17 protein-coding genes are annotated in these 16317 nt (G+C 39.3%); 8 read left to right on the top strand and 9 right to left on the bottom strand.

The genetic code is table 11. From position 1 onward, the window contains the following. Window positions 1-440 precede the first annotated feature (440 nt). Window positions 441-794 (bottom strand): hypothetical protein, encoded by a 354-nt coding sequence (locus GBN19_RS12515; protein ID WP_151778382.1) that lies wholly within the window; start codon window positions 792-794, stop codon window positions 441-443. Window positions 795-1056: 262 nt separating this feature from the next. On the opposite strand from GBN19_RS12515, the gene mnmG reads away from it, so the two are divergent. From mnmG to GBN19_RS12530, 3 genes are all read left to right on the top strand, one after another. Then, complete coding sequence (mnmG, locus tag GBN19_RS12520) at window positions 1057-2937, top strand: tRNA uridine-5-carboxymethylaminomethyl(34) synthesis enzyme MnmG (protein ID WP_151709542.1); 1881 nt, start codon at window positions 1057-1059, stop codon at window positions 2935-2937. A 400-nt stretch (window positions 2938-3337) separates the two neighbouring features. Beyond that, window positions 3338-3649: a hypothetical protein gene (locus tag GBN19_RS12525; protein WP_151778383.1), complete on the top strand. Its 312-nt coding sequence runs from the start codon at window positions 3338-3340 to the stop codon at window positions 3647-3649. A gap of 49 nt (window positions 3650-3698) precedes the next feature. Continuing rightward, complete coding sequence (locus GBN19_RS12530; RefSeq protein WP_228271266.1) at window positions 3699-4199, top strand: hypothetical protein; 501 nt, start codon at window positions 3699-3701, stop codon at window positions 4197-4199. Here the strand turns inward: GBN19_RS12530 and GBN19_RS12535 are convergent. Beyond that, window positions 4183-5172 carry a helix-turn-helix transcriptional regulator gene (locus GBN19_RS12535; protein WP_151709539.1) on the bottom strand — a complete coding sequence of 330 codons (990 nt, stop codon included), beginning with the start codon at window positions 5170-5172 and terminating at the stop codon, window positions 4183-4185. The genes GBN19_RS12530 and GBN19_RS12535 overlap by 17 nt on opposite strands. Window positions 5173-5384: 212 nt before the next feature. Between GBN19_RS12535 and GBN19_RS12540 the strand changes: the two genes are divergently transcribed. From GBN19_RS12540 to GBN19_RS12560, 5 genes are read left to right on the top strand one after another with little or no spacing between them, the layout of a single operon-like run. Next, a complete protein-coding gene (locus tag GBN19_RS12540) occupies window positions 5385-6929 on the top strand; it encodes a circularly permuted type 2 ATP-grasp protein (RefSeq protein WP_151778385.1) in 1545 nt (514 codons plus the stop codon). Between the two features lie 10 nt (window positions 6930-6939). After that, window positions 6940-7542, top strand: a complete 603-nt coding sequence (locus GBN19_RS12545; RefSeq protein WP_151778386.1) for an alpha-E domain-containing protein — start codon at window positions 6940-6942, stop codon at window positions 7540-7542. Beyond that, window positions 7539-8327 carry a transglutaminase family protein gene (locus GBN19_RS12550; RefSeq protein WP_151778387.1) on the top strand — a complete coding sequence of 263 codons (789 nt, stop codon included), beginning with the start codon at window positions 7539-7541 and terminating at the stop codon, window positions 8325-8327. Before GBN19_RS12545 ends, GBN19_RS12550 begins: the two co-directional genes overlap by 4 nt. Window positions 8328-8346: 19 nt before the next feature. Continuing rightward, on the top strand, window positions 8347-9081 hold the full coding sequence (locus GBN19_RS12555) for a proteasome-type protease (protein WP_151709535.1): 735 nt from the start codon (window positions 8347-8349) through the stop codon (window positions 9079-9081). 35 nt (window positions 9082-9116) lie between these two features. Continuing rightward, window positions 9117-9551, top strand: a complete 435-nt coding sequence (locus tag GBN19_RS12560; protein ID WP_228271269.1) for a BLUF domain-containing protein — start codon at window positions 9117-9119, stop codon at window positions 9549-9551. Between the two features lie 28 nt (window positions 9552-9579). Here GBN19_RS12560 and alr read toward each other — a convergent pair whose 3' ends face one another. The 7 genes from alr to GBN19_RS12595 all read right to left on the bottom strand — a co-directional run bounded on the left by alr (window position 9580) and on the right by GBN19_RS12595 (window position 15702). Beyond that, the gene (alr, locus tag GBN19_RS12565) at window positions 9580-10653 is read right to left on the bottom strand and encodes an alanine racemase (RefSeq protein ID WP_151778389.1); all 1074 of its coding nucleotides are present in this window, start codon (window positions 10651-10653) and stop codon (window positions 9580-9582) included. Between the two features lie 18 nt (window positions 10654-10671). After that, window positions 10672-12120: a replicative DNA helicase gene (gene dnaB, locus GBN19_RS12570; protein ID WP_151709532.1), complete on the bottom strand. Its 1449-nt coding sequence runs from the start codon at window positions 12118-12120 to the stop codon at window positions 10672-10674. Between the two features lie 176 nt (window positions 12121-12296). Continuing rightward, complete coding sequence (gene rplI / locus GBN19_RS12575) at window positions 12297-12743, bottom strand: 50S ribosomal protein L9 (protein WP_151709531.1); 447 nt, start codon at window positions 12741-12743, stop codon at window positions 12297-12299. Window positions 12744-12751: 8 nt separating this feature from the next. After that, window positions 12752-12979 carry a 30S ribosomal protein S18 gene (gene rpsR / locus GBN19_RS12580; RefSeq protein ID WP_000090661.1) on the bottom strand — a complete coding sequence of 76 codons (228 nt, stop codon included), beginning with the start codon at window positions 12977-12979 and terminating at the stop codon, window positions 12752-12754. Window positions 12980-12990: 11 nt separating this feature from the next. Next, window positions 12991-13377, bottom strand: coding sequence for a 30S ribosomal protein S6 (gene rpsF / locus GBN19_RS12585; protein WP_004753077.1), 387 nt, complete (start codon window positions 13375-13377; stop codon window positions 12991-12993). Window positions 13378-13511: 134 nt separating this feature from the next. Beyond that, a complete protein-coding gene (locus GBN19_RS12590; RefSeq protein WP_151709566.1) occupies window positions 13512-14213 on the bottom strand; it encodes a DUF3142 domain-containing protein in 702 nt (233 codons plus the stop codon). A 34-nt stretch (window positions 14214-14247) separates the two neighbouring features. Beyond that, a complete protein-coding gene (locus GBN19_RS12595; protein ID WP_228271268.1) occupies window positions 14248-15702 on the bottom strand; it encodes a hypothetical protein in 1455 nt (484 codons plus the stop codon). Window positions 15703-16317: the final 615 nt, after the last annotated feature.

Consider the following 16317-nt stretch of genomic DNA (forward strand, 5'->3'; position numbering starts at 1 on the left):
AAGTTTAAATTGTTGATTTTTTAAACTAAAAAATCCGACTATTTTAGTTGTATTTTATGAATTTAAATATAACTAAAATAGTCGGAAATATGCTAAATAACCCGATTAATTGAATCGGAATTAATATTTTTTTAATCTGAATTATATGTTTTTTAATGCATAAATCTTGCCAGTTTTATCGTGTTAATTAAATGATATATTAATGTGGCTTAATAATAATGATGGTAATCACTAAATTTGAAGAAAATAGGCTACGACAATGTCGTGGTGACTTTTAAGTTTTCTTGAAATAAGTGTTTTATTGAGCTTTGAGTGAAAGAAAACCTAAATATCATCATGAAAGAGCTTTCGCTGTGGTCTACACTTTTTTATTTTTTGATTGGGAAAAATAAAAAAAAACAGGTCAAGCGCGGCTTTGACCTGTTTTGGGTAGTGAGTCTTTATTGCATTGGACGGGGTGGTGTAAATGCAAGCGCACATTTTCCTTTCATTTCATGACCATTAATTGTTGCCATTTTACGGTGTGGGTCTTGCTGACAGGTGTCCAATAATTCATTTTCATTCCCCTGAATCATGTTGCTATGCATCGGAATGAATTGCATTTCACATGTTCCATTCCAAATAATCCCTCGTGCGGCAAATGAAGTTGTATCACCTGTATGTTTTCCTTTACATACTTGTTGAATCATTTTGCTGTTATAAATTTTTTCGACTTTGTCATTGGCTTGAGCAAGAGAAACGCAGCCGAGTGACAATCCTAAACAAAGTGCTGCTGAAAAGATGGTTTTGTTCATATGCAATAGTCCTCAGATTCATCGGTATTGTTTTAAAGCACCTTAAAGAGTATAAAAAATAATCAAAATTCGTCTTTGCCTGTTTAGTAACAATACGCATAAGTTTGTGAATTTTTTTGATTTGTCTGCAAGTAGTAGATGGGTTTTGTATGGTGGTGTTATCGAACCAGCAGCTTTGAGTGATAAAGCATAAGTTTTTGGTATCTTTACGGCTTTCTTTGCTATAATGTTCTGTCTTTTTTTTAGTTTTGACACAAAGATTATGCATTATCCTAAAGTTTACGATGTCATCGTTATTGGTGGTGGTCATGCTGGCACAGAGGCTGCGCTTGCGGCTGCACGTATGGGCCGACAGACATTACTATTAACTCATAATATTGAGACTTTAGGGCAGATGAGCTGTAATCCTGCGATTGGTGGGATCGGTAAGTCGCATTTGGTGCGCGAAATTGATGCACTCGGTGGTGCAATGGCGCTTGCTGCGGATAAAGGTGGGATTCAGTTCCGTATCTTGAATTCACGCAAAGGTGCAGCAGTTCGTGCGACACGTGCGCAGGCTGACCGTGTTCGCTATAAAGCAGCGATTCGTGAAACTTTGGAAAATCAAGCCAATTTGGATATTTTTCAGCAAGCTGCTGATGATTTGATTGTTGATGGTGATACCGTTAAAGGTGTCGTGACCCAAATGGGTATCCGTTTTGATGCAAAAACGGTTGTACTCACCACAGGAACATTCTTAGGTGGTGTGATTCACGTTGGCTTAGAAAAATCGAGCGGTGGTCGTGCAGGTGACCCGCCATCAATTGCTTTAGCGCACCGTTTACGTGAACTTAAATTGCCAGTGGGTCGTTTAAAAACAGGGACACCACCACGTATTGATGCGCGTTCAGTTGATTTCTCGGTGATGACACCACAACCAGGTGATTTTCCATCACCAGTGATGTCATTTATGGGTGATGTGTCGATGCACCCAGAACAAGTCAATTGCTATATTACGCATACCAATGAAAAAACCCACGACATTATTCGTGGCGGTTTAGATCGTTCGCCAATGTATACAGGTGTGATTGAAGGGGTTGGCCCGCGTTACTGCCCTTCGATTGAAGATAAAATCCATCGTTTTGCCGATAAAGACTCACATCAGGTATTCTTGGAGCCTGAAGGTTTAGATACACATGAGCTTTATCCAAATGGTATTTCAACGTCTTTACCATTTGATGTGCAATTTGAGTTGGTTCGTTCAATTCGCGGGATGGAAAATGCCCATATTTTACGTCCTGGTTATGCGATTGAATATGACTATTTCAACCCGCAAGGTCTGAAATTTACCCTTGAAACCAAAGCGATTAATGGTTTGTATTTTGCAGGTCAAATCAACGGTACGACAGGCTATGAAGAAGCAGGCGCACAAGGTTTACTTGCAGGTTTAAACGCTGCACGTCGTGCGTGGGAACAAGAAGAATGGACACCAAAACGTGATCAAGCTTACATGGGCGTATTGGTTGACGATTTAATTACGTTAGGGACAAAAGAACCGTACCGTATGTTCACGTCACGTGCCGAATATCGCTTAATGCTGCGTGAAGACAATGCAGATCAACGTTTAACTGCAATTGGTCGTGAGCTTGGTTTGGTGGATGATACCCGTTGGGCGGCTTACTGTGAAAAAATGGAAGCCGTTGAGCAAGAAACCTCACGTTTACAACACTTGTGGGCTGCGCCAAATAACCCGATGGGTAAAAAATTCGTTGAAATGACAGGTGCAGATCTCAGCAAAGAATGTAGTGCGATTGATCTGTTGAAACGTCCAAATATCAGTTTTGAGCAAATTGCAGAATTAACGGGTTCTGAAGTGTCGCAACAAGTTGGCGAACAAATTGAAATTGCTGTGAAATATGAAGGTTATATCAACCGTCAGCATGAAGATGTCGCACAGTTAAAACGTCTTGAAGAAACCAAAATTCCAGCAGATTTTGACTATGATGTGGTTTCAGGGTTATCTCGTGAAATTACCCAAAAATTGAAAACCGTTCTGCCTGAAACATTGGCACAAGCAACGCGTATTCCAGGTGTGACGCCTGCGGCAGTTCAGTTGATCATGATTACAATTCGTAAAAATAATGCGATGCGTAAATCAGCTTAACTCAAGTTTAGAAATGAAAAGCCCGATCATTGTATCGGGCTTTTTTATGTTGCTTCAAAAGCTTAGTAGAAAATAAATTAAGCATTTTTACTTAAAAGCTCATGCAATCTATTTATTTCTCAGACAGTGAAAATCTTCATATAGTGAATACATCACATCAACAATGAGAAAAAGCCATGACCTTCAAGCATATTCGATATAACCGTGGTGAATTGGCATGCTTAAGCTGATCAGATGCGTGTTGTTCTTCCTAAATAAAAATAACAGATCATAATAAAAATAGCGTTCAGATCAGACTAGCCTATTCTCAGCGATGAATAATAGGCTTATTTTTTATTCGCTCTATCTAAAAACATAAATCCCTTTATACTGTATGTTTTACACATGAACTGGAGTCAAAATGATCGTAAGAACATGGCATGGATGTGTACCACGACAGCATGCAGATGGATTTTCCGAGCATTTACAACAAACAGGTGTGTTGCATTCAGAAAGCATTAAAGGGAATTTAGGCGCATTTGTTCGCCGTGAAACTCAAGGGGATTGGGAGCATTTTTTCTTAGCAACCTACTGGAAAGATTTATCTTCGATCAAGGCATTTGCAGGTGAGAACTATCATATCGCTGTTACTTATCTAGATGATGAAAAATTTCAATTATTATCTGATCCTTATGTTTTTCAACATATTGTTGCAGTCATTAGTCCACTTTAATTCCGTAGAATAAACTGCTGAAATTTTTAAAATCAAAGGTGTTATCACGATGAATATTGCGGGCTGTATTGTAAAAAAAGTGATTACAACATCACAAGATTTAGAAGCCTTGTTTGGGACAAGGCTTCAATATTTGGGCGAGGTCGATTTTGATCAGGCAGCTGATTTAGAGCGTGATGAAGACACAATCGATGTTTATACCAATTCCGCAGGTTGCCTGATTGTCTATCATGTAGGTCAATCTTTTGATATTTCTGAAGTTGATGAAGAAATTGTTCAATTTGTATTGTTTGATTTAGCCAATAGCTACTTCTTTGAACATTATCAGCAAGGAACATTGCAGTGTCGCTATATGACAACGGACGATGAAGTGCTTGAAGATGAAGGCAATGACATGTTGCAAGAAGGAGATGAGATCGAAGAAGTGGTTGGGCAGGTATTAGATGAATTTTTACAAGCGCCGATCGCTGCTCAATGGACTGAGTTAACTTTCAAGCGCTATGCATTTATTGATGAGGCTGAACAAGAAAAGCCTAGATTGCCTCATTAACATAAGCTGCAACTTGGGCAGGTTCAATATGGCGAATTTTCTGCCCAAAGCTGCGTAACCACCAAACCAATTGTGAGGTCAGTGGAACAGTCGCTTGAACAAGAACCAATTGTTCACCTATGTCTTGAATGCTTTGGTCTTTACTCAGTTGTGATTCATAAAAGGTTTTAGCATCTGATTCGTGCATGGTGAGTTGTAGTTGCACCAATTCAGTAGGTTTATGCAGATCAATACGGAAACCTAAAGCACCTGACTCAATATACTGGTCAATATTAAAATCAACGGGGTGCATTGCACGATTCGTTGACAAATTTGCTGACTTAAAACGGTGCAAAGCAAAGGTTTGAATATCTTGACGATCATGACGGGTACAAATTAAATAAATAATTGCACCTTTTTGAACCAGTCCTAATGGATTCAGCAGGTAACTTTTTTCTTCGCGTTCACGCCCCTGATAAATGCATTCGATTTGCTTATCTTGTAATAGACCTTCATAAATCACTTGCTGCGCTTGCTGATCAATGGTTGGCGGAATCAGTGGCTGGCTAGCAGGAACAATCCGTACACGATTGACCCATTGGCGAACATTATTTTGCTCCGATAAACTACGTCGAGCAAGGTCAAACCACGGCATCATTTCATTGATTAAGCTAGGCGGCAATAAATGTTTTAAATGCTCCTCAACCATCATAAAAGTCACCGCTTGCGAGCTGGTCATATGTGGTAAGCTTTGAATTGGTGCATCGGAGCGCCAACGCCAGCCTTGAGGAACTTCTTTATTACTTTCAATGGGAAAGCGTTGAGCAATTTGATTTAGATCACGCTGAATTGTTCGTAAACTAATATCAATTCCTTCACGTTGTAGGGTTTCCTGCAACTGGCGAGTGCCTGTCCATTTCCCTGTTGTCAGGCGCGATAAGATTTGCCACTGCCGATGCAGGCTGTTCGAGGTTTCTTTTTCTTGTACAGACATGAGTAACTTTGGAAATAGATAGGCTAATAGAGAACAAAGTTATTTTAAAAATAACTCGAAACGAAAAAGATGACTATACACTAGTCTTTTACAAAATAGATATCAATAATAAATCTTAAACGATACAAAAAATTGAAGTAAAAATCCGTTATTGTGGTATGGCACTAATTTTGCAAGTCAAAAAATAAGCCTTATAAAGATGAGAGGTTGATATGCTAAAAGATAATAAAGAACCTTTAAATATGATGGAAAGTGTTGTTACAGGAGTAGGTTATAGCCCACGAGACCCACAGCATGTCGAACCCAAAAGCCCGCAGGGTGTGAACTTTCAACAACTTCGTTCCAAATTTTTTAATGAAATGTTGGATGATCGACATATGTCGGCAGAAGCCAGTCAAAATATTGAAAAATGGCTATTTGAACGGAGTCTTGCTGAGTTAAAAGTCTTAAACCAAGAAGCGAAAGAATTCTTTTTATATCATGGTATTACTTTTACAGTATATGGTGATGCTGAAGGTACAGAACGAACCATTCCTTATGATCTGATTCCACGCGTGATTGCCAAAAAACAGTGGGATAAAATCGCAGCTGGTTGTGCACAGCGTGTACATGCGCTCAATTATTTTCTTGATGATATTTATAACCGTCAGGAAATTTTAAAAAGTGGCATTGTGCCTGAAGTACAGGTATTAAGTCATGAAGCTTTTCAGCCACAAATGCTGAATTTTAAATTGAAAGGCAATATTTATTCGCAAATTAGCGGAATTGATATTATTCGGGATCGTTCTGGAGAATTCTTTGTTTTAGAAGATAATTTACGTACACCTTCTGGTGTGTCGTACATGTTGGAAAGCCGAAAAATCAGTAAAAAACTGATGCCTGATTTGTGCCAAAAAAGTAAACTCTATGAAATAGAACAATATCCGCAATTATTGCGCGCTATTTTAGAAGAAAATACACTTGTGGATCGACCCACTGTAGTGGTGTTGAGTCCTGGTCGTTTCAATAGTGCTTATTATGAACATGCATTCTTGGCACGTGAAATGGATGTTGCTTTGGTCACTGGACAAGACCTATTTGTTGAAAATGATATGGTTTATGCTAAAACCATTCGAGGTAAACAACGTGTTGATGTTATTTATCGCCGTTTAGATGATGCATTCCTAGACCCTCTAAGTTTCCGTCCTGACAGTTGTCTTGGCGTTGCAGGGTTGATGTCGGCATATCTCAAACAAAATGTGATTATTGCCAATGCACCAGGAACAGGGGTTGCTGATGATAAATCAATTTATCCGTATGTTGATAAAATGATTGAATATTATTTAAATGAGCAGCCAATTTTAAAAAATGTTCCAACTTATCAATGTCGAAATCATTATGATTTAGACTATGTTGTTGAAAATATACATAATCTTGTTGTGAAGGAAGCACAGGGTTCGGGTGGCTATGGCATGTTGATTGGTCCTCAAGCAACAGAAAAACAAATTGCTGAATTCAAAAAAAAAGTCATTGCTCATCCGCATTTATATATTGCCCAACCAACGCTTGATTTGTCTGTTGCACCAACGCTGACCGATAAAGGGGTAGCAGAGCGCCATATTGATTTACGACCATTTGTTTTAAGCTCTCCGCATCGAACAGAAATCGTACCCGGTGGCTTAACTCGTGTGGCAATGAAAGAAGGCTCGCTGGTCGTCAATTCCTCACAAGGTGGTGGAATTAAAGATACATGGGTTATTGAAACATTGCATGCATAAGGAGAACACTATGCTACTGTTGACTTCAAATGCATATAATATTTTTTGGTTAGGGCGTTATTTGGCACGGATTCATTTTTTGTGTCAGTACTTACCTTTAGAAGATGATCAACATGCTCAGCAACTGATTTCGGCGCTGTATTTGCCTGCTTATGATGCCGCTTCATTAACCGCATTATTATTAGACCCTGAACAACCAGCATCTTTTAATCAGCAATTTCAAATGGCATATGACAATGTACAAGCACTTCGAGGTGTACTCTCTGCGCAGAGTTATGCCGAGTTGAATGCAATGTTTAAATATGCCAAAGGCAGTGCAAGCTCGATTTGCCAAGTCATTAGTGATGTTGAAGCTGTACTAGAAAGTGAATCCCATGATGTGTTTTTATTTTTTAGTTTAGGTAAATACATTGAGGATTTAGATCAGGCATTGAGAATGCAGCAAGATCCAACTGATGTAATTAATCAATTGGAGATTATTGCTAAAGCATTACAGAGTTATGCCTGCACATCTTTTCTAGAAGCATGGCAAGCATTCAAACAGCAGCCTGAACTCAGTACTTTTCATGGATTAAATACCCAGTTACAACAGAGTTTAGGAGTTGCCGTATGAAATTGATGGTCAATCATCAGACCCATTACCAATATTCAGAAACTGCCAGTAATAGCATTCAGTATATAAAAATGATGCCACAAACCGATGGGCATCAGCGCGTACATTCATGGGATTTCAGTATTCCTGGACAATACACCACACAAAAAGATGCTTTTGATAACTTTTGGGTGACCAGTACTCAGCGTTATCCTTACCAGCAGTTAACGATTATGGTGCAAGGGATTGTTGAGATTGACCCTCATTGTGAAGTTGCAATGCAAAAAAGTGCACTTCATCCCAGTATCTTTTTACAACCAACCGCAATGACAATGTGTAATCGGGAAATGTTGGCATTTGCACATGACTATGTTAAACACATGACTCGTGCTGAATTTCAAAATTTGGCGGCAGCAGTTTTGAATTATATTCCTTATCAACCTCAGGTAACGGAAGTACATACCGCAGCGATTGATGTATTTAAGGCACATCAGTTAGGTGGTGTATGCCAAGATCATAGTCATGTTTTTATTGCAATGTGTCGTGGTTTAGGTGTGCCTGCACGTTATGTTTCAGGTTATTTGTATGCGCCAAATCTGTTGCATTTAGCAAGTCATGCTTGGGTTGAAGTGTATTTAGAGAAAATGTGGTATTGTTTTGATATTAGTAATCAGATATTTACACCACATTCACATATTTATGTTGCAATTGGTCGAGATTATTATGATGTTGCTCCTGTACGTGGAATACGGGAGCGTGGCGGTGTTGAAACCATGCATTCAGTCGTGCAGGTTTTACCATGCTAGTTGAACGAAGGAAGTTTGAATGACCTATTGTTGTGCTTTACGTTTAAAAGATGGATTGGTTTTTATTAGTGATACCCGTACCAATGCGGGTGTAGATCAGATTTCAGTATTTCGTAAACTTTATACCTTTGGTGTACATCAAGAGCGTTTTATCGCAATTCAAACAGCAGGAAATCTGGCAACAACGCAGGCAGTCATTGGGCATTTGCGTAATCAGATTGCTTTAAAACAAGAGCCTAATTTGTACACAGTCAATACCATGTTTGAAGTTGCACAATTGGTTGGACGAACTTTACGAAAAGTGATTCAGGATGTCACAGAAGATACACTTGAGCAGAGTAATTATTATTGTAGCCTGTTGGTTGGCGGGCAAATTGGTGATGCTGAATTACAGCTCTATAATATTTATCCGCAAGGCAATTTTATTTGCGCGACTAAAGATACGCCATTTTTCCAAATTGGTGAAAGTAAATATGGGAAACCTATTTTAGATCGTGCATTGACCTATGATATGCCGCTTGATGAAGCGGTTCGTTGTAGTTTGATCTCCTTTGATTCGACCTTGCGCTCTAATGTTTCAGTGGGTATGCCACTGGATGTTTTGGTTTATCGTGTTAATAGCTTGAAAATTCCACATGGTAAACGTATTACTCAAGATGATCCCTATTATCAAAAGATTAGCAAGCAATGGTCTGAAACATTACGTCGAGGATTGCATGAAATTCCTAAACCAAGTGAAGACTATTTGCTATAGTATTGTTAATTCATATATTCATAAGATAGAAGATAATATTTCAGTTATGTTATACCAGTAAAGCGACCACCAGCGCTGAACAACTGATGTTTGACCTGCGGGAGATCTTATCGGAAGCTTTGTATTTTAATCGTGTGAATCAGATTCGAGGCGCTTTATTTTTTGCCAATGGCTGTTTCTTTCAATGTTTGGAAGGGGATAAACAGGCAGTATTAGATCTGTTTGAGCATATTCAGCGGGATGTTCGACATGATGATATTATAAATTTTCCTTCGCGTTGGGTAGAGGATGGTTTCTTTAATGCATGGTCAATGAAATTGGTACGGAAAAGAAGTGACATTCATGATTTTTTTATGCTCAAAGGGTTAGAGCAATTTGAACCATGCAAACTTTCTGAAATAGAACTTGCTGAGTTTTTAAGTTTACTTCGTGATGCTGAAGCTGAAGAAGTCGAAAGCCAAGTTGAATAACTTGGCTTTTTTTTGATGCAATAAAGTGTTAAGTCACTTTACGGGCAGGTCGTTTAGTTAAACGACATAATAATTCATAACCAATCGTACCGCTAGCTTTGGCAACATCATCTACGAGGCGCTGTGTACCCCATAATTCGACAGGCGTATCAACACAAGCATTTAAACCTGTAACATCAATCGCCATCATATCCATGCTGACACGTCCAACCAGTGGAGTCGTATGACCATTGACTACAACATAGTTTTGTTGAATATAGGCGCGTGGGTATCCATCTCCATAACCAATTGAAACAATAGCAATTTCCATATCTTTTTGTGCAATAAAACTAGAGCCATAGCCCACTTTTTCACCTGCACTGATTTTATTGAGTGCCATGATACCTGCGCTAAATGTCATTACAGGTTTTAACCCAAGTTCAGCAACAGGACGATGATCAAAGGGGGTTGCACCATACAGCATAATGCCTGGGCGAACATAATCAAAATGAAGTTCAGGCCATTTCATAATGGCAGCTGAGTTACAACAAGAGGCAAGCACAGGTGAACAAGCTTCACGCACCTCTAAAAACTGCTGTTTTTGCTGTTCATTCATTGGGTGGTCGTCAGCATCTGCATTGGCAAAGTGCATCGCTAAGACACATTCAAAACCTTCGGCTTTTAGTGTGTTGATAATCTCAATGATCTCAGGAACTTTGAAACCTAAACGGTTCATGCCACTGTTAAGCTTGACCCAAACTTTTAGACCTTTTGCCTGATATTCTGTTTTGTACTGACGCACCCAGTCGAGTTGCTGTTGATGGTGCAGCATGCATTCAAATTTGTTGTCGATGGCAATTTGCATTTCATCTTCACTAAAAACCCCTTCGATGAGTGTCACCAATTGATTAAAGCCCAATTGGCGAATTTCAATGGCTTCATCTAAGCAGGCGACACCAAAGGCATCCGATTGCGTGAGTGCAGATAAGCAGTTTTCTAATCCGTGACCATAGGCATCTGCCTTTACCATGCTGACAATTTTTGAATCTGGCGCGAGTTGTTTGACCCGATTCAAGTTATGTTGTAGAGCTTCGCGACTAATGGTAACGGTAGCTTGACGCACTTTGGACTCCTTAAGACGTTATTCGTCGTCATCAAATTGGTTGTAGTACTCAGGAGAGAGATTACTAAAACGCGTGTATTGTCCTTCAAAAGCCAGTCGCACGGTTCCGATCGGACCGTTACGTTGTTTTCCGATAATAATTTCGGCAGTACCAGCTTCTTTGGATTCTTTGTTATAGACTTCATCACGATAAATGAACATGATTAAGTCGGCATCTTGCTCAATTGCACCAGATTCACGCAAATCAGACATTACAGGGCGTTTGTTTGGTCGGTTTTCCAGACTTCGGTTCAACTGAGACAGTGCAATGACAGGACAGTCCATTTCTTTTGCTAAAGCTTTTAAGCTTCGAGAAATTTCACCAATCTCACCGACACGGTTGTCGCCCATGCCCGGTACTTTCATCAGCTGTAAATAGTCGACCATGATACAGCCGAGTTTTCCGCCATGTTGTTTAGCAACACGGCGCGCACGCGCACGTAATTCTGTGGGTGGAAGTGCCGAGGAGTCATCAATATAAAGATGCTTTTCTTGAAGCTGTAAAATTGTACCTGTCACTTTAGACCATTCATCACTGTCTAATTTACCTGAACGTAAGTGACCTTGATGGACTTTCCCATAAGATGAAATTAAACGCATGGCAATCGAGTCAGCAGGCATCTCCATAGAAAATACTAAAGCTGGCAAATCACAGTTAAATAAGACACTTTCAACCAGATTCATGGCAAAAGTGGTTTTACCCATCGATGGACGTGCCGCGACAATAATCATGTCGCCGCCTTGCATTCCTGAGGTTTTGTTGTCGAGTTCAACAAATCCAGTGGTTAAACCTGTGATGTTGCCTTCAAGTTGTGATAATTCACTGAGTTTATTGAATACGTCTGAAACCACAGAGGTAATCGGTTGAGGGCCTGCATTTTTCTTGTTGTTATTGTGCTGTTCTGCAATCGAGAAAATATTGGTTTCTGCTAAGTCTAAAATTTCAGAAACGCTACGACCATTGGTATTGTAGGCATTGAGCAAAATTTCATTGCTCGCCTTGATCATGCTGCGTAGTGTTGCAAACTCTCGAATTTTAACGGCATAGGTTTCTAGATTGTAGAAACTTGCAGGGGAGTCTGACATGAGTTGCATGAGGTAATCTTCACCACCAACAGCATCAATCAGATTTTGTTTGACTAGCCAGTCGTTCACCAAAACTGCATCGTAAGGCGAGTTCTCTTGAGCCAGTTTTTCAATGGCACGAAAAATATATTTATGACGTGTCGCATAAAAGTCATTTTCATTTAAAACATCACTGACTTGTTCGAAAGACTCAGCAACAGTCATGAGTGCAGCTAAAACGGCTTGTTCAATCGCCAAGTTATGTGGAGGTGTACGAAATTCTTTGAGCTGACCTGACGACTCCGTATTTTTATTTTCAGAAGAAACAGAGTGTTGCGCAACTGTGGCATTCGCCTGAGACATAAATAACCTTAAATTGAGTAAAGCATAAAAAACACAAAGATTTGCGCGTCTATCTTAAAGCAAAAGTAGAAAACTACATAATCTTAAAAACAATATAAATGAATAGTTGAATCAGAAAAAACTATAGCGAAAAAAAAGAGCATGCAGAAGCATGCTCTTTTTGGGAATGACTGAAATTACTCAGAAACGATAGTAACAAGTACTTCAGCAGCAACATCATGATGCAATTGGATTGCGATGTTGAATTCACCAGTGTGACGAAGCGCACCGTTTGGTAAACGAACTTCTGCACGGTCTACAACAAGACCAGCATTCGTTAAAGCGTCAGCGATGTCACGAGTACCGATAGAACCGAACAATTTGCCTTCGTCACCAGCTTTAGCAGTGATCACGATGTTCACTTCGTTCAATTGATCAGCACGTGCTTGAGCAGCAGCCAATACTTCAGCTTCTTGCTTCTCAAGTTCAGCGCGACGAGCTTCGAAAGCAGCAGTGTTAGCTTCAGTAGCTGCAACTGCTTTACCTTGAGGGATCAAGAAGTTACGACCGTAACCAGCTTTAACTGATACTTTGTCGCCTAATTTACCAAGGTTTTTAATGCGTTGTAATAAGATAACGTCCACAGATCACCTCACTTATGGTTGTCAGTGTACGGAATCAAAGACAAGTAGCGAGCTTGTTTGATCGCAAGCGCTAATTGACGTTGATAACGAGCTTTAGTACCAGTGATACGGCTAGGAACAATCTTGCCGTTTTCAGTGATGTACTGTTTTAAAGTGTCGATATCTTTGTAATCGATGTACGCAACATTCTCAGCTGTAAAGCGGCAGAACTTGCGACGACGGTAAAAACGTGCCATTGATGTTCTCCTTATTCAGCAGCTTCTTGAGATACTTGCTGTGCTTCTTCACGTTGAGCTTTACGCGCACGTTTTTCTTCAGCACTTTTAGCAAGCAAAGACTCTTCAGTAATTGCGTGTTCACGACGGATGATCAAGTTACGAATGATTGCATCGTTATAACGGAACAATTCTTCTAACTCATCAAGAGTCGTTTGACCACATTCAACATTCATCAAAATGTAGTGTGCTTTGTGAATCTTGTTAATTGGGTAAGCCAATTGACGACGGCCCCAATCTTCTAAGCGGTGAATTTGACCTTCAGCATCTTTGATGTGAGAGATATAGCGTTCTACCATACCAACCACTTGATCGCTTTGATCAGGGTGTACTAAAAGTACGATTTCGTAATGACGCATTGTCAGCTCCTTACGGTTTAGACAGCCCCTAAATGAATTTTTAGAAGCAAGGAGTCTCAACTAAAATGTTGAGTCGCAAATTGCGAAGGCTGAATTTTATAAGATCAGCTCTATGAACTCAAGGAAAAACGTCATTATTTATCAAACTTTTTCGGTAATAGAAAAATGACATAGCCCTTAAAATTGGGGTTTGCTGCTAAATCGGTAGGTGATTGCCATGCACCATGTTCAACCAGCCCCAATTTAAATGGAATAGGCAGTGTGCTTAAGCGTTGTATATATTCGGCATAATTTTTAATGGTATGCCGTCCCTGATAACTTTGCAGCACAATTTCATCAACATTCTGCTGAAGTTTGTTTAAGGTGAGTGAATCTTGATGGTTAGTCCAGTCCAGTAAACCTGTAATACTTAATCGATAGGATTTGGGGAGTTCTTGACGAAGCTTGACCAGAAAATCCGCATATTGTCCAAGATTTCGTGTTCCGCTATCAAAATCAATTTGTAATCCAAGGATTTGATTCCCTGAATTTTTCCATTGCTGTAGACGCTGAATAACCTGTTGAGTGGTATCGGATTGCCAATTTAAGCTGGTTGTACGAAATACCAACCAGACTTTTTGCTGCTGAGGAAAGATGCGTAAGCCTATACCTTGAGGAATCAACAAGCTGTGTTGTTCAGATTTAGAGAATCGAACTTCGCCCTGTAAAATATATAGCTCATTTGCTTGGGCTAAATAAGGGCGACTTTGAATATTGCCCCATAACCAAAATTGTTGATAATGCTGAGCTTCAACCTGACTATGTGCCACTGAGCAACTTGCGAGAGTTAACAGCATTAGCCATACGGTTTTCAAGATACCTTGCACAACATCACCAATAATATTTCAAAGATTTTGCCCAAGTTGTATTTGGATATTGAGTTTTGAGCTTTTGAAACCACTGTTTGCGGATTGCTTTTGAAACTGCTTCGTTACCACACTCATTGGTACCAGCTGGTGCATAACATTGAATGGCACGATACAGTGCGTAGGCTTGTAGTTCGCTCGGTTGTGATTCTTTGATGATGTTTTGGTACACTGTGCCACGGTAAAAAATCTGACCTTTCGATGATTTTTTAACTTTACCCAAAATATCAGGTTGATTTTCAGTGGTGAATATATCTAAAAAATGACCTGTTTCACGAATTGCTTCACCCAAACAGATATTGGCTAGGCGATCATTAGAATCTTTAGATAACTGGGTCACTGTACTGAGTAAAGAATAACATTGGATTTCAGGGCTAATTTTTTTGCCTTGCCAGACAAAAATCGAAAGTGGGGGCTGATCTTGATACGCTTTGTTTTTGCTGGAGTATCCTTGATATTCAGCAGCATTTTGAGGGACATATTTGAAATTTTGAATAAATGTCTTGTAGTCTTGCTGTACAATTGCATGTTCAAGCAGGGTATTCAGTGCAATATTACGCTCGTCAGGGTTGCTTTCTTTTGATGCAAGCATTTGCTCTAAACTGGCTTGATCCGCAATTTTCTCAATAAAAATTTTACGCAAATTACGCTGTTTAATTTTACTATCTTTTGCTAAAAATCCTGCATAGTTTTTATTCTTCTGCATATTGATGGCAAGAGCCATTTCAAGCATCGCATATTGGTTACTATTACTTGTGCGTTCTAACATGCTATTCCAATATGAATAAGCCATTTTAGAATCTTGTGTTTCTAAAATACGTCCTTTGAGTACCACTTGACTGAGCTGGACGTAATTATTGATCTTGCTTGGATCATTGTTAGGTAAATAGTTGAGTGCCTGAGCAGGTTGTTTCTGGATAAAAAATAAATGCAGTGCCTCTAAATATTCAAATAGTTCAGATTGTTGTTTAAAATAGACTTTTTGCTGCTGTAATTGTGCCCATGAAATGGGTTGCTGATCTTCGCCAGTCGGTTTACGCATTTGCATAAGATCATAAATTGTGAGAAAAAAAGGGTCTTTTAGATTATTTGGATCAAGCTTTTCATTTGAAAAAACTTGATTGTCTAATTCATTGGGTAAAAGCAAAATATCCAGATTGTAATTTGGATCTTTAGGGTGATGTAGCTGCCATGCCAATTCTTGTATGAGCTTGTCATTTTGTCCTGAGAACCAATAGCCTCGACGTAGTAAACCCTGAGCACTGGCACGATATAAGCCATGAGGATAAGCTTTTAAATAATCATTTACGCGTTGGGTAATCGCTTTACTCAATACAGGATTGACTTTGCTAATCTCGAAGTCACCATAGGTATCTGTTGCACTTTGATAAGCCTGATTAATCGCGACACGAATCAACATATATTGTGAAGTTTCTTTAATCCAAGGTTCATCAACATGACTAAGAACGGTGTAAATTTTCCCAGCAGTTTTATAGTCGCTATTGTAAAAGGCAATCGATGCATTAATGTAAGAGGCGAATTGTTGAGCAGGTTGAGACCATTGAGGTTCTATTGCGATAAAGGCAAAAGCTGTTTCTGAATTGACCTGAATAGTTTGTCTGGCTGCAATGAGTTGCTTTTTTTCAGGCGCTGAGAGTTGTTTAGATATTTGAATTTGTTGAATGAATTGTGTTTCACCTAAGCCAATTGAATTTTGTTTTTCATCATAGATGATTTCATTTTGCTTGGGAGTGACTTATCTCTGGTTGGGGGTTGTGCTACTGATTTGTCCTGTAAAGGTTGTAACATCAAATGGTACAGTACCATATTCACTGACCCATATTTTTTCATTGTTTATGATCGGTTTTACTTGTGCAAACCCCATATCAGCCAACATTAAATACATATTGAACCGTACCGGGTTTATCGGAGACTTTTTTATTTAAGTTAGGCCACCTGACCTAACGGGTTAATCTTATCATAGTACATTGCTTCAAACTCAAAAGGCGATACATAACCCAGTGCACTGTGTACA

The organism is Acinetobacter brisouii, assembly GCF_008993995.1.
GTDB lineage: Bacteria > Pseudomonadota > Gammaproteobacteria > Pseudomonadales > Moraxellaceae > Acinetobacter > Acinetobacter brisouii_A.

Bases quoted from the DNA above. Each gene is read 5' to 3' on its own strand.
- GBN19_RS12595 (WP_228271268.1), bottom strand. From the start codon at position 15,702: ATGTTGATTCGTGTCGCGATTAATCAGGCTTATCAAAGTGCAACAGAT.
- rpsR (WP_000090661.1), bottom strand. From the start codon at position 12,979: ATGGCACGTTTTTACCGTCGTCGCAAGTTCTGCCGCTTTACAGCTGAG.
- GBN19_RS12525 (WP_151778383.1), top strand. From the start codon at position 3,338: ATGATCGTAAGAACATGGCATGGATGTGTACCACGACAGCATGCAGAT.
- GBN19_RS12530 (WP_228271266.1), top strand. From the start codon at position 3,699: ATGAATATTGCGGGCTGTATTGTAAAAAAAGTGATTACAACATCACAA.
- GBN19_RS12515 (WP_151778382.1), bottom strand. From the start codon at position 794: ATGAACAAAACCATCTTTTCAGCAGCACTTTGTTTAGGATTGTCACTC.
- dnaB (WP_151709532.1), bottom strand. From the start codon at position 12,120: ATGTCTCAGGCGAATGCCACAGTTGCGCAACACTCTGTTTCTTCTGAA.
- rpsF (WP_004753077.1), bottom strand. From the start codon at position 13,377: ATGCGTCATTACGAAATCGTACTTTTAGTACACCCTGATCAAAGCGAT.
- mnmG (WP_151709542.1), top strand. From the start codon at position 1,057: ATGCATTATCCTAAAGTTTACGATGTCATCGTTATTGGTGGTGGTCAT.
- GBN19_RS12555 (WP_151709535.1), top strand. From the start codon at position 8,347: ATGACCTATTGTTGTGCTTTACGTTTAAAAGATGGATTGGTTTTTATT.
- GBN19_RS12550 (WP_151778387.1), top strand. From the start codon at position 7,539: ATGAAATTGATGGTCAATCATCAGACCCATTACCAATATTCAGAAACT.
- GBN19_RS12535 (WP_151709539.1), bottom strand. From the start codon at position 5,172: ATGTCTGTACAAGAAAAAGAAACCTCGAACAGCCTGCATCGGCAGTGG.
- GBN19_RS12590 (WP_151709566.1), bottom strand. From the start codon at position 14,213: ATGCTGTTAACTCTCGCAAGTTGCTCAGTGGCACATAGTCAGGTTGAA.
- GBN19_RS12545 (WP_151778386.1), top strand. From the start codon at position 6,940: ATGCTACTGTTGACTTCAAATGCATATAATATTTTTTGGTTAGGGCGT.
- GBN19_RS12540 (WP_151778385.1), top strand. From the start codon at position 5,385: ATGCTAAAAGATAATAAAGAACCTTTAAATATGATGGAAAGTGTTGTT.